The sequence below is a fragment of the Arthrobacter sp. Dra40 genome (assembly GCF_059091905.1).
The window spans coordinates 138535-157989 of record NZ_JBNHHB010000004.1 but is presented as its reverse complement, the minus strand read 5'-3'; the positions used below and the strand labels follow the sequence as shown (position 1 = coordinate 157989).

Here is a 19455-nt window from a genome sequence, read left to right as displayed (position 1 = left end):
GCGGAACTCGGCGGGATAGGGCTTGGGCACAGGAACATCCTTCCTGCAAGGAATGAATCCTCACAAGTCAGGAGTCAACTGAATTGGGGGCAGTCCCGGTCGTGTCATCTCTATCGGTTGGTTTACACCCCCCATAGAGATGCTGCTGGACCTTGTTCAATCGCAGCGTCAGCCCCTACCATGGCCGACGTGGGACACATCTCGCCCAGTGCCCAGTATAAAATCAGGCCTCCGCGTCGCGTGGAGCTAGCCGTCGAGCGTCCGCGTTTGTGCGAGGCCCTCTCCCTTGCCGCCGATTCGAACAGGCTCATTCTTGTCGAAGCTCCGGCGGGCTACGGCAAGTCCACGATCTTGAGCGACTGGGTGCGAAATACAGCCATGCCTTCCGCGTGGCTCACCCTCGACCGCTTTGACGCTCGGCCCGAACGGTTGTTGCGCGGCGTCCTAGCCGCGGTACAGTCGACAGCCGCAGGAATGTCCCCCGGCATCAACGACGCCCTGCTAGCCGCTGATCGGGACCATGCTCAGGACGAAGTAGCTTCCTACGACCACCTACTCGCGGCGCTCGACCTGCTGGAGGAACCCCTAGCCCTCGTCATAGATGACGTGCATCTGGCTGGCCCGGGACTGGTCGACGGCATAGTCGGGGTGCTGACCAGCTCGGCGCCTCCGGCATTACGGCTGGTTCTCTCTGGCCGCGACCACTCTTCGCTGCGGTTGGAGAAACTCCGCTATGCCGACGGGTTGGAGGAATTTCGCTCCACTGAGTTGGCCTTCACTTTGCAGGAGGCCATGGAGTTGGCGCTCAGCCTCAAACCGGCCGCCGAGGTGGATGTTGAAGCGGTTTGGAGGGGCACCGCTGGGTGGCCGGTGGCTCTCCACGCTGGCCTTGTGGGCACGTCGGTCAACAAGAAGCACGAAGACGGTTCCGGTGGATTTAATCCGGAGAGAGCCTTCACCGAATACGTTGCCGAAGAAGTTCTCGGTCAACTCGACCCCCCACTGGCAGAATTTGTTTTGCGGGCCACGACCAGCGACTGGCTTGAGCTTGGACTCGCCATCGCGCTGTCCGGGCTGCCCACCGGCGGTGTCCTCCTCCAAGAGTGCATCAGAAAGGGACTGTTCATCGAGGAGATCGACTTTCGCGGGGACGAGTCCGTCTATCGGTGGCACCCCCTGTTTGCTGCCCAATGCCGGGAAATACTGGAGGAGCGAAACCGGGATCTGGCGGAGCACCTTCACCGGGTTGCAGCCCGCTACTACCAGGATTCCGATATATCGGAGAGTGTCAGCCAAGCCCTCTCGGGACGAGAACCACAGCAAGCAGTGACCGCCCTGGCAGCCCACTGGTTGGAGTATCTGCTGCGCAATGGCCTCTCCTCCCTCGAGCAACTGTGCCTGAACTTGCCGTCGCCGTGGTGTGACCATGCCGGAGTAGTCATGATCAAGTCCATTTGCCGCGCGCTTGCGGGCGATGATCAGTCAGCGGTGCACCTCGCCCACCGTGCGTTTGGCGGACTTTCTGCGCTGGAGACCGCGCGCCGGAGACGGTTCGAACTGTATGTGGACTTGCTCGGGCTCATGCTCAACGATGGCACCTTTCAGGTTTACGGAGTATCCGGGCGAGCCACGGAGACCTCGCAGAGCAACAGGGGCCACTTGCCTGCCCTGGAAACTGGGAAGTCCCTGCTTGGACAGCCTGACGCCCCTCGGCGTGAGGAGGAGCAACTCAGCCTTATGGCGGCACCGACCGCGGACGCTGCCGAGGCAAGACATTCAGCAGTGGCAGATGAAGTAATCATCACCACGGAGATCGCGTTGGCTTATGCCGTGGCGGGCGATTTCGTGGCTGTTGATGAGCGGGTGGCCGATGCCTTAAACGGAGCCGACGAACTCGGATGGAGCCCGAACGGCCAGATGCCCTGTCTTTGGTTGGCGCAGGGAATCGCCGGCTATTGGATTGATGATCTGGCGGGCGCGCGAGCCCATCTGGACAAGGTCCTCCCCTGGGGAGGCCGGGCATCTTCGATCAACAAACTAGGAGCTGTGTACCGCGTATTGGCCGATTGTGCCGAGGGTGATCCCGACCAGATCGCCGACACACGCAAGATGCTGACGTCCCTCCCATACCGGGGACTGTACGGACCTTCTTGGAATGCCCTGTCCACGATGGCAAGCGCAAAAATTGCCGAAGCTGAAGGAGACCTGGCCGGCGCCCTGGCGAGGGTAAAGCCTCTTAAAGACGGTAAGAATCCTGCTCTGGTAGATGCGTACATGGCCGAGCTACTCAGGCGAGGCGGCAAATTTGCCGAAGCACTGAATTGCGCGAAGGCCGTGACAGAGCGCGAGCGTAACTCATACACGGGGACATGTATCGCCCTGACCGAGGCGCTCTTGGCCTCCGAGGACGGTGACATGGCCGCGGCGCACGAGCGGATCGAGCATGCGGTTTCCCTCGCGGAGCCGCAGCGCATCTTGCGTCCATTCGCAGAGCGCAGAGACGAACTAGCCGGGCTGCTCAAACAGCACGCGGTGTGGGGCACCGATCATGAGGCGTTTGTTGCGGCACAGCTGAAGGAGAACACACACAGCGACAACCTGACGACGTTCCTGTACTGGCGTCTCACGGAACGTGAACTGGAAGTCCTTGCCTACATGCGCTCGATGATGACCGCGGCCGACATTGGAAAGGCACTGTTCATCTCGGTGAACACGGTCAAGACGCACCAGCGATCAATCTACCGGAAGCTAGGCGCGGCAAGTCGGCGGGACGTCCTCAAGATTGCCGCCGCCCGCGGAATTATCTAGCCCTCCAAGCGTGGGCGAGCCCATCTGGCCAGCCCTTCCGTTTCATCCTCAAGGGGTGAGGCTTGACGAATTTCCGCCCGATAATGGAGCCAAGCACAGGTGTGTTCCGCGCCGGACCAATGATGGTAGGGCGTTCTCTCGCGTCAACGATGCTCACTATGCCGACACAGAGAGAGGCGTTCAAGAGCGTCAGGACCTGGGACGTCTCCCCCGTCAGCAAGGGAACGGACTGCCACCCCGGCCAGGCTGTTCACCGCACCGAGCAGCGTCTCATTGACGATAATCGCCGCCGTGTACCCAAGTCGCCGCTGATTCCTGCCTGGCTTCTCTTCCCGCACCCTCGACCCTGGTACCGCGTCATCCGGTGGACGGTCCGCCGGACATGCCGACCTCCAAACGGTGGGGTTCAGTCGTCGAATGCCGGTGGGTCGGCGAGCAGGGCTCCCACCTCGGCCCGGTCCGGAGTATAAGATCCGGGCCGTCTGACGGTCAGGCCCGAGGTGGCGACGGCGCGGTGGAGGGCCTCTTGGACGTCGGCCCAGCGGGCCTGCCGGAACCGGTCGCGTCCCTGGGCTCCGCCGAGCAAGCCGGCGTCCAGCAATCCGGAGATGAGTCCGGCCATAAAGGAGTCCCCTGCGCCGACCGTATCGGCGACCTCTACGTTCATCTGGTCCACAACCAGCATGTCGCTGTCCGAACCGAGCGCCGCCCACGCTCCCCACGGGCCACGGGTGACAACGACCATGGCGGGCCCCAAGGCCCGCCAGCGTCGCATGACCGCCTGGAGCGGCTTCCCCTCGTAGAGCCATTCGATGTCCTCTTCGGACGCCTTGACCAGGTCCGAGAGCGAGATCAACTCCTCGATGCGCTGCATCACGGCCTGAGGGGAGTGCATCAGCGCGGGTCGGACATTTGGGTCGTAGGAGACCGTGGCGTGGTCCCGGACAGCCTTCACGGTCTGCAGCACCTGGGTGCCACCTGGTTCGAGAGTGGCCGCAATGCTCCCGGTGTGCAGGTGATTGACAGCGTCGAGGTCCCCCAGGGCAGGAAGTTGCCATGTCAGATCGAAGTCGTATGACGCGCTGCCAGCGGTGTCCAGGGTCGCATATGCCACCGAGGTACGCTCGGCGCCGTCGCTGCCCTCGTGCAGGTGTGCGCCCGCGGCGCGTGCCCACTCAATGATCTGATCTCCCCTGGGATCGCGGCCGAACCATGTGCCGACAGTCGTGTCGTGGCCCAACCGTGCCAGCCCGCAGCCGACGTTTAGCAGGCTGCCCCCAACGTGTTCCTCTGACTTTCCATCGTGCCAAACCACATCGACGAGAGCCTCGCCTAGGGAAAGGACCTTGGGCCCGTTCATGGATTGCCTCCTACGTTTCGCTCAGGCGGAGGCTCGCCAGTGCGAGAGACCGAGCTGTTCTTCCATCTCTTCCAGCGGCACGCCCTTGGTCTCCGGCATCACTTTCAGGACCCAAAGTAGCTGCCCGATCATGCAGACGAAGAAGATCGAGAAGGCCCAGCCGGCGCCCAGTGCCGCAATCACCGGTGGGAATGCCCACGAGGTGATCGCCGCAAATACCCAGTGGGTCAGGCTTCCCAGCGACTGCCCGCGGCCGCGGATGCGGTTGGGGAAGATCTCGGAGATGAAGACCCAGATGACCGCACCCTGACCGAAGGCGTGGGCAGCGATGAACACCAGCAGGCCGGCCAGAACCAGGACGCTGGAGGTCGGTGTGAAGACGGGCTCGAAGGAGAACATCACACCGGCGAGGAATCCGAGGCTGAGCAAGTAGCCGATCGAGCCGACCAACATCAGCCGGCGACGCCCGAACCGATCGATGACCGCCAGTGCGGCCATGGTGGCTACCAGGTTCATCAGGCCCACTGCCACGCTCATCAGGAAAGCGTCGTTCGTGCTCGCACCGGCCTTCATGAGGACTGTGGGTGCGTAGTAGAGAATGGCGTTGATGCCTGACAGTTGGTTGAACATAGCAATGGCCACGGCCATCAGGATGACCCTCCGGTGCTGCGGCGTGAAGAACCGGACGGTGGGAGCGTTCTCTGCAGCGGCGAGCGAGGCACGGATCTCACTGACCTCCAGGTCGTACTCGGCTTCGGTGGTGCAGAGTCTGCGGGCGACGTCGTTGCCCCGCTGGTCCTGGCCAGCGCCTATCAACCAGCGCGGCGTCTCGGGAACGGTGAACAGCAGGAGCAGGAAAACCGCTGCCGGGATGGCCATCACTCCGAACATCCATCGCCAAGCGACATCGGCGGGCAGGGAGACGCGGATGAGGTAGTTCGACAGATAGGCCAGCAGGATGCCGAGCACGATGTTGAACTGGACCAAGCCCACCAGACGTCCTCGATGGGCAGCCGGCGAAATCTCGGCGGTGTAGATCGGGGCGCACACGCTGGCCATGCCCACCCCGATACCACCGAGGAGCCGGAAGATCATGAAGGGCACGAGGCTCGTGGCCAGAGCCGAACCCAGCGCACCAACCACGAACAGGCCGCCGATGACGAAAAGCATCGTTTTACGCCCATACCTGTCCGCCGGCGCTCCGGCGGACAAGGCACCCACAATGGTACCGATGAGGGCAGTGGCAACTGTGAATCCAAGACCCGCAGGGCTGAGGTCGAATTGCTGCTGCAGCGCAAGAGTGGTTCCCGAGATTACCGCGGTATCGAAACCGAAGATCAGGCCGCCGAGCGAGGCGACGATGGCACTGCGAATGACGAGAGGTCGCATGTGATGTCCCAAAGTGAGGAGGCCGTTCCCCCGCGCCTCCGCCCAGGGGACGACCGGAAGGTATGTTCCAGCCGATCGACGTGCGCCTCGAGGCTCCCGGAGACGGCCCCGATCGTGACAGGTGTTCGACTTTATGCGAGGAAGCCGGCCCGGAGGCGGTCCCCACCGCGGCGGTTCGCTGGGCAAACCGCCGGTTGCACCGCCGTCGACGCGCAGGGCGCCGTCGGCCGGAGGACATGTACCGCGCAGGGAATAAAAGCGTGGGTTCGCGTAGCGTACTGCCGTCAAACCGGCGATTCCACATGCTTCGTTCCCTAGGGGAATTTTATACCTGAGCGGCAAGGGATGACGGGGAAATTTCCTCCGCCCTCGCCATTGTCCTTCAGACGCCGGAGGGAAAGGCCCCCGATAGTCTGCAGGGTTGCTGTGACGTGGTACGCGGGAAGCTCTTTCGGTATCCCGGATGCCCCGGGCGCAGGCTAGCTGCGGTGGGTGCCGCCGGCGGTGAGGCCATAGAGCGCCAGATTCCAGCCGCGGTCACCAAGGACGATCGTCCCGCGTTTGACCCTGCCGTCCTGATCGAGCCACCGCACGTGGTCGCCGTCGGCGTCAGCCCGGTAGCCGGACTGGCGGGCCACCCATACACCCTCGGCAACCGCACGTTCCCGGCTGTCGGCCCACCACCACCACCGACTCACCACGCTCAGGACAGCAAGTGCGAAGCCGGACAGACCGGTGAACACCCCCGACAGGGGTGGCAGGACCGGGACGAAAGTGAGCGCGACTGCGCAGGCCATCGTGGCGAGTAGAAGTCCAACCGGATGGTTCCACCTGCGCGGGGCCGGGGTCCGCGGAGTGTGCGCCACGTTGGGGAAAACCCGCACGGGGTCGGGCAGCGTTTGGGTTTGGCCGTAGTCGTCGTAGTAATGCATCGAGTTCATCGGGGTACTTCCTGGCGTGCGGGAATCAGGGGGAAGGAGGGTAAAAGCAGCCCTGCAGGTCGGCCAGTGTGCCGGCCCCGCCGGTTAGCCCCCGGAATCCGGGCAGCTCAGCCGCTGCCGCTCCGTGCCGGCGTCGAACGCTTCCTTTCAATTCAAACATTCGCTCAGACGGTGCTGTCCAGTCGGCTGGCTATCTGATTGGTCACACCGGATCCGTGCTCTCCAGCGAAGTGGGCCGCCGACGGCAGAGTTCCATGTGCAAGGCGATGAACCCGGTTACCAACTGGGACAAGCCCTCCGCAAACGACCCAAGTCGGGTTTCGCCGTCTATCGGCGAATCGTCGTCCCCTCATCTCAGGCCTCGCGTCAGCATTGGCATGCTGAGGAGTAAAGGACCAAGTGGGTCGTCCCAGGACCGAGTACTTGGCCTTCATTGTCGGGCTGATCGCAACATTTCCGGCCTTGGCCAGCAGGGAGATGGGATAGCCCCAATGGTCGCTCACCAACCCCCTGGCCGGCAGCTTGCAGACCTGGGTCTTCGGCACAGCATCCCCTCTCTGTCAGGCGTTGGGGCTCGTCGTCGCATTGGCACCAGCCATTCCGGCATCCGCTGGACCAGCCGAACGGGCGGCCGCCTGTACTGCGTTGGGCGGAACGCTCAGCGGCAACGGCAATAATCAAGTCTGCACGGTCAGGACTGTCGTCGTGGGCCCTGACGTTCCGTCAGGCACTCCGACGACTACGTTCAGCGCGGACCGCCCCGTGGGCGATCCTGTCACCTCGGACACATCGCTTCCGGCCAGGCAGCCGGATCCCACGGTAACAACGGAGGAACGCAACGTCGGCGACGCGACTGTCTGGTTCCCGGCACTCCGATCGTGACCACCGGAACGCGGCCCGGCGACGAGGAATCGGAGACCGCGTGCGCGCCGATCGCCCCGGTAGTGACGGTCACCGAAGGGGAAACAAGGCAGGAGGCGACGACGGCGACCGTACCAGCAGCGCCGATTGTCACCGTGACCCGCGAGGACATCGAGCCGCTTATCGTTGAGACCGCCGCCCCGGGGGCGCCGATCGTGACGACCAACGTCCGCAGCACCGGGGAGACCTGCTACAACAACCCCTCCAACGCTGAGCAGCGGGGCAACCGCTGCCAAGCATAAACACCAATCAGGGTCTCTGACGGCTGCCGCCTTCCATCCAGGAAAGCGGCAGCCGTCGTGACATCGAGGTACAAAAGGGACTGACGCGCCCGCAGAGGCCACCTTTGTGCCTAGCGGACTACATCTGGACGGCGCCTATCTGCTGAAGCATCTTCAGCATGTCGGTCGCTCCCCAGTGCTCGACTACCTTCCCATCCTCGATGCGGACTATATCGATGCCGCCGAACTCCACTGTGTTGCCGGTGGGAGCAGTACCCATCAGCTCACCCTGGTGAGTGCCGGCGAGGACGACGTGCGCCGCCTCGAAATCGCCATCGACCATCGTGGGTTCGATGGCCTTCACACGGATGTCTGGGAACGCAGACCGGAACGTGTTGACGTAGAACCTAATGCCGTCCAAGCCGGCTGGCTGCCCAGGCATAGGCTCTTCATGATCCGTAAAGTTTGGACTGCCCAATTCGTCGATCAGGTCAAGATTTCCTCCCCCCATGACTTCTCGGTAGAACCGCTCAATCAGTCCTGATCCGCCGGCCATTTCCGATTCCTTTCCTAGACTCGAAACGCCCCCGCTTTAATGCTCCCACCGGCGACGCTGCGACACACCGCGTCCACGTGAGTGAGCAGGACGTCCTCGGCGAGCCGGTCCTTATGTCGTCGCTGCGGCCGGTGATCCGGCTGGCGGTCCCGGGTGTCGTCCCCTAAACTGCGCCGATGGTGTGCCGATTTCATTCATGAGGGCTGGGAAGGCCCGCGGCGCGGGGTGACGGTCGTACCGCAGACCGGGCCGACGGTCCGGGGACTTGATTCCCATCCCCGCAGACCGTCCGCCAGAGTGTCGCTGACCTGCACCGGGAGGGTAGACTGCCACCCTCTCCGTGTTGTACTGGATAGGGGCGATATGAAGCTGAGCCGGCGCTTGGGATCAGGTCTCGCCATCTCACCGGGCGAGGTTTCCGCCGCCTACGAGCATCTGCGGAAGTTCCAGGCCCTAGCCGAGGAGCACGGGGACCGTGCCACCGGCACGTCCGGGTACGAGGCCGCGGCCCAGTACGTCGAACGCCAACTGGCCAGCGCCGGCTATCGCAGCACGCGCCAGTACTTCACCTTCAAACATCGCGGCGAGCAGATCGAGACCTTCAACATCCTCGCCGAGACCGCATCCGGCAGCGACGAGAACGTGATCATGCTCGGGGCCCACCTCGACGGGGTGCCGGGCTGTCCGGCGATCAATGACAACGGCTCCGGGGTGGCGGCCGTGCTGGAGGCCGCCAAAGCGCTCGGCCGGCAGGAGGGCCTCAGGAACACGGTGCGCTTCGCCTGGTGGGGAGCCGAGGAGTACAAGAAGGAGTACGGGTCCCGGCACTACGTCAATCACCTGGCGAAGAGTGACAGCGAGGCACTCGAGAGGATCGCCGCCTACCTGAACTTCGACATGATCGCCTCGCCCAACCCCATCATCGGGGTCTACGACGCACGGGACCCCAAGCCCCATCACGACGTGCCCGAAGGTTCGACGAAGATCATGGACGTCTTCACCGACTACTTCGACGCCCACGACCAGCCCTGGGTCGCCACCGATTGGGACATGGACTCGGATCAGTTGTCGTTCGTCAAGAAGGGTGTCGCCGTGGGCGGGCTGTACACCGGAGACGACGAGAAGAAAACCACCAAGCAGGCCCGCCTCTTTGGCGGCACCGCCAAGCGGCCCTGCGATCCGAACTACCACCGGCCAGGCGATGACCTCAGCAACGTCGATCTGGAGGCGCTGAGCCTAATGACCGACGCGATCACCCACGCCGCCACCCGCCTGGCCCACGACCACAGCGCCCACAAGCCAGCGGGGCACCGGTAGAACCCTCCCCAAAGATCAAGGTGAGCCAGCCTGCCGCGGGCACAGGGGTGGCGACCTCATAGCCGAGACGATCGCGGCCACGGCGCAGATCGCGCTGTAGTCCCGGACCCACGTCCCAGGCACCGATCTAGGAAACAGCAACCGCTGCTGAAGCTTCCGTTCGCGTGCGCCCTCTAGTTCGGCCGCGATCCCGGAGCGGGCTCCCTAAGAAGCCCACGCGGCAGCGCGAGGACTGATGGCGCCATCAGGACTAAACCGCGCACCGTAGCGTCATCGCACGACGGCGGCGATCGCGTCGATCTCGACCAACGCGCCCGGAACGCCCATCCCCGCGACCCGTGCCACAGTTACGGGGGGCTGTATGAGATGCAGGCCTAGTTGGAAGGAACCCCTCTAGTTGAAGGCCCTGGTTTCGCGGTTCAAGTGTCACCGGGGATCCGGTCGAGGGTTCGGCTAGTTGGAAGATTGTTCGATTTGCTCTTCGCCCGCTTGAGGACAGCTCTGCCGGCCACGAGGGTTTGCGAGTTGCGGGCGCGCGGTTGCAGAGCCTGATACAGCTTCAGGGGCCACCTGCAGGGTGCCGCCCGCTAACCGTCATCGAGGGCGGCAGGACCGATAATTTTACGGACGCAATCAAGCCGGTAATGGAGCGTCGCACCGTGTGCGGACAAGGCTTCGCACGTAAAACCTGCTCTGCGCCCGGAATCGAGGTAGGCGAGCACCGCATGCCAGTGTTCCCGCGTTCCCGCTGGACAAGCTGCCGTACACCGTCCCCTCGTCAAAGCTCCTCCCCTGGAGCAGCCGTCAGGAGGCCGCGTCCTCCAAGCGAGCGGCTCCTGCCGCTCCCCTAGCACTGCAGTCAGCGCTGCGGTGAAGTCCGCCCAGACGCACATCTCTAGCGGTCAGTCGAAGCCGTCCGGCCGCACCATCACCGGGTTCCACGGTGACGGGAATACGCACTCAGCGCCGACCAGACCGCGTCACGCCCAATCACCCTTCGCCATGAGGTCGCTGGTTCGTCACTAGGTCGGACCGGCAGCGTTCTGCCTCTTGCCCGAGCCGCGGGACCAGCTAATGAAAGCATTGGGGGGGTCAGAAGATGTCCCTTTGCCAATGAAGTTACACGGCAGACACAGAAAGTCGGGCCCAGAACGCTGACCGAGGCCAATTAGACGCAACAGTACTACTGGAGGCCAATCTCAGAGACTGCCTAGGCTCTAAGGTGCTTGACGATGTCCCCGGCGACTCGCTCACCGGACTGGATTGCGCCGTCGTAGTAGCCAATGTTTTCGTCGGCCGTTTCGGTGCCGGCCCAGTGGATCCGGCCGACCGGCTCCCGGAGGGCGACCCCGAAGGCGGTCAGTGCGCCTGGACTGGGCATGGCCCAGTACGCTCCCCGCTGCCAGGGCGCCTCCGGCCATGACCGTTCCAGATACTCGATCGGGTTCATCGCCTCGGGGCCCAGATACGTGGCGAGATCTTCGAGGACCTGGGCGCGTCGCTCTTCGGGTGAACGCTCGACCCAGGTCTGGGCGTAGCCGCCGCCGAAGAAGCCCACCATGCCGCCGGTTTCGACGCCCGGGATTGTATGGTCCATCCACAAGCCCGTGGTTATGCGATCGGAGAGGATCGCTCCGCTGAGACCCTTGTCGCGCCAGAACGGCGTCTGGTAGGCGACGTGCAGCTTGATGATGCTGCCCATCGGCATCCGCTGGGTGAAGGCGTCGCGGCGCGCAGGCATCGGGGGGGTGTAGGAGATCCGCGCGGCCATCGGCGGGGCGGTGGCCACCACGGCAAACGAGGCGGTCCAGACGCCGGCGTCGGATGTGACTGACACCCCGCCGTCGGTCTGTTCGATGGCCCGTACCGGGGCGTTCACGATGACCGCGTCGCCGAGCTCCTCGGCCATCTTCGAGGCTATCTGCCAGGCACCGCCCACGAAGAGGGTCTCCTGGGCGCCACCAACGGTGCCGAGCATGTGCGCGAGCCCCTCGTCCGCGGCGGCGTAGACCATGACAGCAAACGGTGACAGCTGGCCGGGCTCGACGCAATATACAGTCTGCACGATCACCCGGAAGACGGACCGCGCCGGCTCCGAGGTGGTGGCGCTCTGCAGCCAGCTCTCGAACGTCTGGGAGTCAAGGGCGTCCGCGCCCTCCACGGACCCCGGTGAGGTGACGTCGAGCTTGCCGGCCAAGGAGTCCAGCTCGCCCATCAGCTTGTTGAACTCTGCCAGATCTGCGGGCTCAAGGGGAAGGTCTTCGCCTTCCTTGTAGCGGGCATCGCGCCCGGAGATGTCCAGGATGTGCTCGCCCCCGATGTACTGCGGATAGGTCTTGACCCCTAGCTCCTCGGCCAGGTTCAGTAGGTGGGTCTGGGAACTCGCCGCCCACTGCCCGCCAAGGTCCACAACATATCCTGCAAGAGTTCCCGGCATGGATCGACCGCCGACGCGGTCGTCGGCCTCAAGCACGACAACCGAAACACCGGCCTTGCTGAGGTTGCGGGCCGCGCTTAGGCCGGCGAAGCCTGCCCCTACGACGACGACATCGACATGAGAGGACTGGTTATTCATGCTGATTCTCCTTTGCGGCTGAATTGCTCGTCATTTGTTGCCGCAGAGTCAGGGTCGACGGCAACGTGCATGGCGGCGGGCTGCCCACCGCAGAAGCGGGGCGACGTCGACCCTTCTTGTTCTAGTCCGGCCTCGGTCCTTTTTTCGTACGGTCGCGTTGTCGGACGGCTCTGCTTTGTCGAATGGTTCGGTCGCGCCGGCGACCCTGGAAAGGGGACACCGGCTGTGCACCGCTGTTGTCTTCCTCCGTTAGGGTTCGGGCCACTAGGACATGGCGTCAGGCGTTAGCGCCCGTGAGGCCTACCGGGGAGATCTCACCGTCGATCCGGCGTTGAGCATGCCTCCGACCATCGTTGATGTGCGCCCCACGAAACGTCGTTTTCCTACCGGAATTCAGGCCACGGTGAGCTTGATCGCGCGGCGGGTCGCGTGAGGAACCTCGGTATCTCGTTCGCATTGTGCGCCTCCTGGGGAAATACACCACCCGACAACCATCCGCCAGCGCAGCGCCTAACGCGTCACCCGATTGGGGTGAAAGCCCTTCAGTAGCCACCGGACCCCGGACTGAACTCCTCCGTTAGGGGTGGAGCGTCGAAAGATTTCATGCGCATCCGAGATAGGCGTGCCGACCCGGGGTCCTGTCAAGGCAGCTACCCCACGTCTCTGTGGGAGATCTCCGCACAATCCGGCGGCTGGGCCCGCCCGCGGCTTCCGATCCCGAAAAACGGCGGGCAGCCGGTCTGCCCTTCAAAATCACATGATCTGGGTGATCGGGTCGAGTCACGTCGGCGCTCTGCGTTCTTCGGAGCGGGCCAGATGCTGCACTATATCGACAGCGTTAATTCCCCGAACCTGGTTCCGTGTGTGGTTTGCCTTCGGCGTTGTGGCTGCCGGTTTCGTTTAGGCTGAAAGCCAGTTGGTCATAAAGCCGGTTAGTCTGGGTCGTGAGGCGGGCAAACTCGTCGCTCCTGGAGGGCTCGGCCGCATTTGTCCGCGCAGTGGTTGCAGCGGTGACACTTTCAACCAGCCAGAGGACACTGCCGCGGTGACCATGCTCAGCAATGTAAACCCGCCGACCATCAGCGCGGCTGCTGCCCATCGGCCAGGAACGGTAACGGGATAGTAGTCGCCATAGCCGATCCTGGTGATGGTGACCACCGCCCACCACAACGAGTCTCCCATCGGGGGATACTCGCGTTCGGAGCGCCCTTTTCGAAACTGAGGACACGCAGGGCAACTGTGTAAATCAAAAGGATGGTGGAGACAAGGACGTAGGCCGTTACACGGGTCCTGATGACGATGCCCGGGGACCGGTCCATGACTTGACGCAGCTTGAACGGGCGCAGGAGGCGCAATGGCCGCGCTACAGGAAGCACCACCATCAGCAGATCCATCGGGTGGCGGACGAACCACGGGCCCGGTTGCGGCGCCAGGAACAACTTGATGATGTAGTCGACGCCGAAAGCGGCCCACGTTAACCAGATGACAACTGTCAGGGCGGTGGCGTAGGAGTCCGGCGGTTCGACCATGATCAGGATGGAGTAGGCCGCCAGGAAAAGAAAGGCCGCACCGACCAGAGGCCACTCGGAATACTTTGCCATGTCTGTTGCGTCATGGCTGAATCGCAGGACTCTGCTCCCCGGCTGTCTCCACGAATTGGCGCCAGTCCTTTCACTGGCGCCCAGTCTGCCCTTCCGTCGAACCGAAAGCGTCTTCCCAGGAAAGGCCGGACTATCAACAATCCGTAGGCCTGCGGGTGATGCGTCTCGGCATCGCAAGCGGCTTCCTGGGCAAGCTGCATCCGAAGGCGGTGCCACTGCCCGGTGGGGTTTCCCTAGTGGCCCCTCGTCAACGCGTTGGTGACATCTGCAGAACCCGGCCGCCTCACGCTCGAGGCCCTTCTGATATGGAGTCCGATGGCTCGCGATCGGTTCATCCCGTACGGGTGATGTCTTCCCGGGCCGTACCGGGTTACGTTTCAGACGGGTGGGGTTGCCCGCTCGCGCCGCTCCGCCGGCCCCCAACACCGAGACCAGATGGAGACATGACCATGGCTGAAGAAGAAACTCCCGTCGTCGACGCCCTCGCCGACATCACCACAGTCTCGCTCGAACGCTCCACCCTTGAGCCACGCGAACTGATGCTGGCCCGGATCGCGGCCCTCGCAGCCGTCGATGCCCCGGCCGGCTCCTACCTGCTCAATGCCGGTGCGGCAACGGACTCCGGCATCACTCGGGAGGACGTCCAGGGCATCCTTATCGCAGTTGCTCCGATCGTCGGCACTCCCCGGATCGTGTCGGCAGCCGGCAACCTCGCCAGCGCTTTGGGCTTTGCCATCGCAGTGGCTGAGGCAGAGCTTGAAGCAGAGGCCGAGGGCTGAGCCCGTCCGAGTCGAAAACGAACTTGAGGGTCGCAGGATGCCAAGCAGCTCGGGGTAGGACGCCGTAGTTGAGAAATAACTCCCCATTCGATCCTGCGGAGGTCGAGCGCGCTGACCGCTAATCCGGCATGGATCGGCTGCCACCGACGCAAAGTGGTGGGTACGACACGAAGATCAGGCTGGTCGCCACTGGCGGCCCAGTTTTCTTGGAGGAACACAATGACCACAAGCGTTGGCGTCTTCACCTCATCTCTGGACGCCGAGACATGGGAGCCGGTGATCGAAGACGGTGAAGAGACCGGACGAGTCTCCTGGCTCGTTCAAGCGGAGGGTCGCCCAGTCGCGGGCTTGTGGCGGGACGAGCCCAAGGAAGGCGCCGAGTTACCCTACCGAGTCACCGGCAGGCGACGCCTCTCGGACGGAACGATCTCGTTCCGCCGCCAGCAGCGCACGCCGCTCGCGGTGGGCAAGGGCGGCATACCGGTCCTCGAGCATGCGAAGGCCGGGCTGGCTCAGCGACCCGGTGCACTCGTTGATGTCTGAGGTGTCTGGCCATGGGTGACGCACAGGTCGAAGTTGCTCTGAGCATCCGGGCTCAGCATCCGGAGGGTCCAATGTGGGACGCGGCAATGGCACGCCTCTGGTGGGTAGACATCGCCGGGGAGCGCGTGCATTGCTTCGACCCGGCCTCGGGCAGCGACACCTCCTGGAGCACGTGGGGGCAGCCCGGCGGTGTCGTCGTGAGCTCGTCGGGCGAACCGGTCGTCGCCGCGCCGGATGGCCTGGCCGTGCTCGACCCGGGCAGCGGCGCGTTCGAGCTTCACGTTCCCATCGAGCGCGAGAGAGCCGAGAACCGCGCCAACGACGCCAAGGTCGACAGCCGCGGACGGGTCTGGGTTGGAACGATGGCCTTCGACAAGCGGCCAGGGAACGCCGGCCTGTACCGGGTCGACGCCGACACAGCGACCACCGTCGTCAACGGCCTGACGATCTCCAACGGACCCGCGTTCGACGAATCGCGTGGGCGCCTCTACCTGGCCGACTCGGCGATCTGCGTCGTCGATGTGTTCGACCTGGACGTCGAGACGGGCATGATCGACGGACGCCAGCGGTTCCTCGACTTCAGCGACACACAGGTCTGGCCCGATGGCATGACTGTCGACGACGAGGGCATGTTCTGGGTCGCGCTCGGTCGATCCGGGGCTGTCCACCGCTACCGACCCGACGGCACCCTCGACGGCGTCCTCGAGCTGCCGACCACGAACCCGACATCGGTTGCGTTCGGTGGCCGCGACGGCGGCGACTTCTACATCACGACGTCGTGGACCGACGTCGAGGAAGACAGCCGCGCCGCGCAACCCCTGGCGGGCGCCATCTTCTGTTGCCGTCCCGGAGTCACGGGGCGCCCCTCGCCGCGTTATGCAAAAGGCGGCGAGCAATGATCGAGCGCATCGTCCTCTTCGGAGCCTCGGGCGATCTCACCGGCCGCCTGCTGATGCCCGCAGTCGCCCAGCTGGCCGAGGCCGGCCTCCTTCCGCCGGGCCTCACGATCGTCGGTTCGGCCAACACCGAGTGGTCGACCAAGGACTTCCGGGACCACATTGCGAGCCAGCTCGAGAAGCACGCGCCGGTCGCACCGGCGGCCCGCGATGCCGTTCTCAGGATGCTCAGCTTCAAGCCAGCCGACGTGACCCAGGCGGCAGACGTGGGCGCGGTGATCGGTGACGGCGGAGCGGCCACGCTGGTCTACCTCGCGTTGCCGCCGGGTCTGCTCCCGCAGGTGCTCCCGGCCGTCGCATCGTCGAAGCTGCGCACCTCGGACGCCGTCGCGATCGAGAAGCCATTCGGAACCGACCTCGCATCGGCGCAGCATCTCAACGAGATCCTCCGCATCCAACTTCCCCAGCCGACGATCTTCCGGATCGACCACTTCTTGTCGAGCGAGCTCATCCGCAGGATTGTCACGCTCCGGTTCCTCAACCGGGTCTTCGAGCCGACGTTCAATTCGGTGCACGTCGATCACGTTGACATCAGCTGGTTGGAAAGCCTCGCCCTCGAGGGCCGTGCCACGTACTACGACAGTGCAGGCGCCATGAAGGACATGGTACAGAACCATCTCATGGAGGCCATGGCGCTGGTCCTCATGGAGCCGCCCGCCCGCCTCGACGCCGACTCCTTCCGGTCGGTGCGCGTCGAGGCGCTACGCGCGGTGGCGACGCCGCTGCTGGAAACGATGCGCAGCCGAACCGTCCGCGCCCGGTACACCGAGGGCATGATCGGCACCAGGCACGTGCCCTCCTACATAGACGAACCCGGCGTCGACCCGAGCCGCAACACGGAGACGTACGCGGCCCTGACCCTGGACATCGACAACCCACGGTGGGCGGGCGTCCCCTTCACCCTGCGCTCCGGCAAGGCGCTCGAGCAGGACTCGGCCGAGATAGCGATCCATTTCCGCCCGCTGCCTGGCTACCTGCTCGACCGGTGGCCAGGCGCCGAACCGAACGTGCTTCGGCTGGGGCTCTCCGAGCCCTACGTGCGCCTCGCTACAACGCTCAACGGACCTGAACGCAACGCGGAGACACAGCAGCTCGAGGCCACCTCGACGCCGCCGCGGTTCACCGCGTATGCACACCTGATCCTCGAAATGCTCATGAACGACCCCATGCTGTTCATTCGCGGCGACGAAGCCGAAGAGGCATGGCGCATCATCGATCCAGTCATGAGCGCGTGGTCGGCGGGACACGTGCCGATGCGGGAGTATCCGGCCGGCGGGGCGGCGCCGAAGGCGGTGTCTTGAGCCTGCGGCACAGGACACGCGGGCGTTCAGGTTCACGGCCGCGACCAATGATGGCGAGTTAGGTAAACGCCTGGGAAGAGTTAGGTAACGCCTGGGAAAAGGCTACCGCCAAAGTTTCGTCGTCCCGGCAACACTCCGCTAATCGCCGCTAACGGCCGGACGCCGCAACCTCGCGCCCGCAGGGCTGCTGTGGTACATGACGATGCTCGGACGCGACAACATCCAGGATCTTGACAACGCCGAATTTACCCGTCTTGGTCTAGTTCCCCTCGACCGGTTCGCATTCGGGCGCCGGATACGTCTTGCTCAGGCACGACGACGATCGGCTAGGGCCTGAGGTGCTTGACGATGTCCCCGGCGACCCGTTCACCGGACTGGATTGCGCCGTCGATATAGCCGATGTTTTCGTCAGCCGTTTCCGTGCCTGCCCAGTGGATCCGGCCGACCGGCTCCCGGAGGGCGACCCCGAAGGCGGTCAGAGCGCCCGGACTGGGGACGGCCATGTACGCTCCCCGCTGCCAGGGTGCGGCCGGCCAGGACCGTTCCACATACTCGATCGGATTGTTCGCCTCGGGTCCCAGATAGGTGACGAGATCTTCAATAGCGCGGGCGCGCCGCTCTTCGGGTGAACGCTCGGCCCAGACCTGGGCGTGGCCGCCCGCGAAGAAGCCCACCATGCCGCCCGTTTCGACACCCGGGATCGAATGGTCCATCCACATGCCCGTGACCGTGCGATCGGAGAGGATTGCTCCACTCAGACCCTTGGTGCGCCAGAACGGCGTCTCATAGGCGACGTGCAACTTGATGATGCTGCCCATCGGCATCCGCTGGGTGAACGCGTCCCGTCGCGCGGGCATCGGGGGCGTGTAGGAGATCCGCGCAGCCATCGGCGGGGCCGTAGCCACCACGGCAAACGCAGCCGTCCAGACGCCGGCGTCGGATGTGACCGTTACCCCGTCGTCGGTCTGCGCGATCGAGCGCACCGGGGCGTTCACGATGACCGCGTCGCCGAGCCCTTCGGCCATCTTCGAGGCCAGCTGCCAGGCGCCGCCCACAAAGAGGGTCTCCTGGGCGCCGCCAACGGTGCCGATCATGTGCCCGATCCCCTCGTCCGCGGCGGCGTAGAACAGGACGGTCAGCGGTGACAGCTGGCCGGGCTGGACGCAATAGATTGTCTGCGCGATCAGCCGGAACACGGCCCGCGCCGGTTCCGAGGTGGTGGCACCTTGCAGCCAGCTCTCGAACGTCTGGGCGTCAAAGCCGTCCGCGCCCTCCACCGTCCAGGGTGCGGCGACGGCGAGCTTGCCGGCCGCGGCCTCCACCTCGCCCACCAGTCTGTTGAACTCGGCCAGATCCGCAGGCTCAAGGGGAAGGTCTTCGCCTTCCTTGTAGCGGGCCTCGCGCCCCGTGACGTCCAGGATGTGCTCGCCCCCGAAGTACTGCGGGTACATCTTGACCCCGAACTCCTCGGCCAAGGCCAGCAGGTGGGCCTGGGAACTCGCCACCCACTGCCCGCCAAGATCCACGACATACCCGGCGATACTTCCGGGCATGGATCGACCGCCGACGCGGTCGTCGGCCTCGAGCACGACAACCGAAACACCGGCCTTGCTGAGGTTACGGGCCGCGCTTAGGCCGGCGAAGCCCGCCCCTACCACGACAACATCGACATGAGAGGACTGGTTATTCATAGTTAATCTCCTTTTTGCGGCAGAATGCTCGCCGTAAGCCCCTCCCCCGGGGTCCACGCCCAGTAAGGCCCGACCACACCCGAGAACTATCCGCCAGCGCGGCGCCTCGCGCATCACCCGACCAGGGTGAAAGCAACCCAGCGGTCATTCCACCCCGGACTGAACTCCTCCACATTCGGAGTGCAGCGTCGAACGTCTCACACGCATGCGCGAAAGGGCTGATGCGCGACGGGCGCAGAAGTTCACCGACTCCAGTCATGTCGAGGCAGCGACCCCAGGGCTCTGCGGCCGCCACAATCCGGTGACTGGACCCGCCCGCGGCTGTCGATCTTGAAACCCGACGGACATCCGGTCTGTCCTCCAGAGATCACACGATCTGGGTGATGCCGAGCATCCCGGGGTAGGACACAGTAGTTGAGACCGAACCGCCCATTTCGATCTGCCCCATCTCGATCTGCTGGGGACCGAGAGCAGAGCGCGCTGTCCGCTACTCCCG

The 19455-nt window shown here is 64.4% G+C and carries 15 protein-coding genes; 7 read left to right on the top strand and 8 right to left on the bottom strand.

Going from position 1 to position 19455, the window contains the following annotated elements:
* Positions 1 to 189: 189 nt before the first annotated feature.
* Positions 190 to 2808 (top strand): helix-turn-helix transcriptional regulator, encoded by a 2619-nt coding sequence (locus tag AC5RWT_RS03845; RefSeq protein WP_494079214.1) that lies wholly within the window; start codon positions 190 to 192, stop codon positions 2806 to 2808.
* A gap of 406 nt (positions 2809 to 3214) precedes the next feature.
* Here AC5RWT_RS03845 and AC5RWT_RS03840 read toward each other — a convergent pair whose 3' ends face one another.
* The 3 genes from AC5RWT_RS03840 to AC5RWT_RS03830 form a co-directional block, all read right to left on the bottom strand.
* Positions 3215 to 4168: a carbohydrate kinase family protein gene (locus AC5RWT_RS03840; protein WP_494079213.1), complete on the bottom strand. Its 954-nt coding sequence runs from the start codon at positions 4166 to 4168 to the stop codon at positions 3215 to 3217.
* Between the two features lie 21 nt (positions 4169 to 4189).
* A complete protein-coding gene (locus AC5RWT_RS03835; protein ID WP_494079212.1) occupies positions 4190 to 5557 on the bottom strand; it encodes a sugar porter family MFS transporter in 1368 nt (455 codons plus the stop codon).
* Positions 5558 to 6036: 479 nt separating this feature from the next.
* Positions 6037 to 6498 (bottom strand): hypothetical protein, encoded by a 462-nt coding sequence (locus AC5RWT_RS03830; protein WP_494079211.1) that lies wholly within the window; start codon positions 6496 to 6498, stop codon positions 6037 to 6039.
* Between the two features lie 878 nt (positions 6499 to 7376).
* Between AC5RWT_RS03830 and AC5RWT_RS03825 the strand changes: the two genes are divergently transcribed.
* A complete protein-coding gene (locus AC5RWT_RS03825) occupies positions 7377 to 7661 on the top strand; it encodes a hypothetical protein (RefSeq protein WP_494079210.1) in 285 nt (94 codons plus the stop codon).
* A gap of 118 nt (positions 7662 to 7779) precedes the next feature.
* On the opposite strand, the gene AC5RWT_RS03820 is transcribed toward AC5RWT_RS03825, so the two are convergent.
* The gene (locus AC5RWT_RS03820; RefSeq protein ID WP_494079209.1) at positions 7780 to 8196 is read right to left on the bottom strand and encodes an ester cyclase; all 417 of its coding nucleotides are present in this window, start codon (positions 8194 to 8196) and stop codon (positions 7780 to 7782) included.
* A 363-nt stretch (positions 8197 to 8559) separates the two neighbouring features.
* Between AC5RWT_RS03820 and AC5RWT_RS03815 the strand changes: the two genes are divergently transcribed.
* On the top strand, positions 8560 to 9513 hold the full coding sequence (locus tag AC5RWT_RS03815; protein ID WP_494079208.1) for a M20/M25/M40 family metallo-hydrolase: 954 nt from the start codon (positions 8560 to 8562) through the stop codon (positions 9511 to 9513).
* A gap of 1210 nt (positions 9514 to 10723) precedes the next feature.
* On the opposite strand, the gene AC5RWT_RS03810 is transcribed toward AC5RWT_RS03815, so the two are convergent.
* The 3 genes from AC5RWT_RS03810 to AC5RWT_RS03800 all read right to left on the bottom strand — a co-directional run bounded on the left by AC5RWT_RS03810 (position 10724) and on the right by AC5RWT_RS03800 (position 13689).
* Positions 10724 to 12088, bottom strand: coding sequence for a flavin monoamine oxidase family protein (locus tag AC5RWT_RS03810; protein ID WP_494079207.1), 1365 nt, complete (start codon positions 12086 to 12088; stop codon positions 10724 to 10726).
* Positions 12089 to 12988: 900 nt separating this feature from the next.
* Positions 12989 to 13270, bottom strand: coding sequence for a potassium channel family protein (locus AC5RWT_RS03805; protein ID WP_494079206.1), 282 nt, complete (start codon positions 13268 to 13270; stop codon positions 12989 to 12991).
* Positions 13168 to 13689 (bottom strand): hypothetical protein, encoded by a 522-nt coding sequence (locus AC5RWT_RS03800; protein WP_494079222.1) that lies wholly within the window; start codon positions 13687 to 13689, stop codon positions 13168 to 13170. The genes AC5RWT_RS03805 and AC5RWT_RS03800 overlap by 103 nt, the downstream gene beginning before the upstream one ends.
* A gap of 449 nt (positions 13690 to 14138) precedes the next feature.
* Between AC5RWT_RS03800 and AC5RWT_RS03795 the strand changes: the two genes are divergently transcribed.
* From AC5RWT_RS03795 to AC5RWT_RS03780, 4 genes are all read left to right on the top strand, one after another.
* A complete protein-coding gene (locus AC5RWT_RS03795; protein ID WP_494079205.1) occupies positions 14139 to 14468 on the top strand; it encodes a carboxymuconolactone decarboxylase family protein in 330 nt (109 codons plus the stop codon).
* Positions 14469 to 14687: 219 nt separating this feature from the next.
* A complete protein-coding gene (locus AC5RWT_RS03790) occupies positions 14688 to 15011 on the top strand; it encodes a hypothetical protein (RefSeq protein ID WP_494079204.1) in 324 nt (107 codons plus the stop codon).
* 11 nt (positions 15012 to 15022) lie between these two features.
* Positions 15023 to 15910: an SMP-30/gluconolactonase/LRE family protein gene (locus AC5RWT_RS03785; RefSeq protein WP_494079203.1), complete on the top strand. Its 888-nt coding sequence runs from the start codon at positions 15023 to 15025 to the stop codon at positions 15908 to 15910.
* Positions 15907 to 17268 (top strand): glucose-6-phosphate dehydrogenase, encoded by a 1362-nt coding sequence (locus AC5RWT_RS03780; RefSeq protein WP_494079202.1) that lies wholly within the window; start codon positions 15907 to 15909, stop codon positions 17266 to 17268. The genes AC5RWT_RS03785 and AC5RWT_RS03780 overlap by 4 nt, the downstream gene beginning before the upstream one ends.
* Positions 17269 to 17594: 326 nt before the next feature.
* Here the strand turns inward: AC5RWT_RS03780 and AC5RWT_RS03775 are convergent, their stop codons facing one another.
* Positions 17595 to 18959 (bottom strand): flavin monoamine oxidase family protein, encoded by a 1365-nt coding sequence (locus AC5RWT_RS03775; RefSeq protein ID WP_494079201.1) that lies wholly within the window; start codon positions 18957 to 18959, stop codon positions 17595 to 17597.
* Between the last annotated feature and the right edge of the window lie 496 nt (positions 18960 to 19455).

Excerpts from the sequence above, each read along its gene's own strand:
- AC5RWT_RS03840 (WP_494079213.1), bottom strand. The coding sequence starts at position 4,168 with ATGAACGGGCCCAAGGTCCTTTCCCTAGGCGAGGCTCTCGTCGATGTG.
- AC5RWT_RS03835 (WP_494079212.1), bottom strand. The coding sequence starts at position 5,557 with ATGCGACCTCTCGTCATTCGCAGTGCCATCGTCGCCTCGCTCGGCGGC.
- AC5RWT_RS03830 (WP_494079211.1), bottom strand. The coding sequence starts at position 6,498 with ATGAACTCGATGCATTACTACGACGACTACGGCCAAACCCAAACGCTG.
- AC5RWT_RS03820 (WP_494079209.1), bottom strand. The coding sequence starts at position 8,196 with ATGGCCGGCGGATCAGGACTGATTGAGCGGTTCTACCGAGAAGTCATG.
- AC5RWT_RS03815 (WP_494079208.1), top strand. The coding sequence starts at position 8,560 with ATGAAGCTGAGCCGGCGCTTGGGATCAGGTCTCGCCATCTCACCGGGC.
- AC5RWT_RS03810 (WP_494079207.1), bottom strand. The coding sequence starts at position 12,088 with ATGAATAACCAGTCCTCTCATGTCGATGTCGTCGTCGTAGGGGCAGGC.
- AC5RWT_RS03805 (WP_494079206.1), bottom strand. The coding sequence starts at position 13,270 with ATGGGAGACTCGTTGTGGTGGGCGGTGGTCACCATCACCAGGATCGGC.
- AC5RWT_RS03800 (WP_494079222.1), bottom strand. The coding sequence starts at position 13,689 with ATGGCAAAGTATTCCGAGTGGCCTCTGGTCGGTGCGGCCTTTCTTTTC.
- AC5RWT_RS03795 (WP_494079205.1), top strand. The coding sequence starts at position 14,139 with ATGGCTGAAGAAGAAACTCCCGTCGTCGACGCCCTCGCCGACATCACC.
- AC5RWT_RS03790 (WP_494079204.1), top strand. The coding sequence starts at position 14,688 with ATGACCACAAGCGTTGGCGTCTTCACCTCATCTCTGGACGCCGAGACA.
- AC5RWT_RS03785 (WP_494079203.1), top strand. The coding sequence starts at position 15,023 with ATGGGTGACGCACAGGTCGAAGTTGCTCTGAGCATCCGGGCTCAGCAT.
- AC5RWT_RS03780 (WP_494079202.1), top strand. The coding sequence starts at position 15,907 with ATGATCGAGCGCATCGTCCTCTTCGGAGCCTCGGGCGATCTCACCGGC.
- AC5RWT_RS03775 (WP_494079201.1), bottom strand. The coding sequence starts at position 18,959 with ATGAATAACCAGTCCTCTCATGTCGATGTTGTCGTGGTAGGGGCGGGC.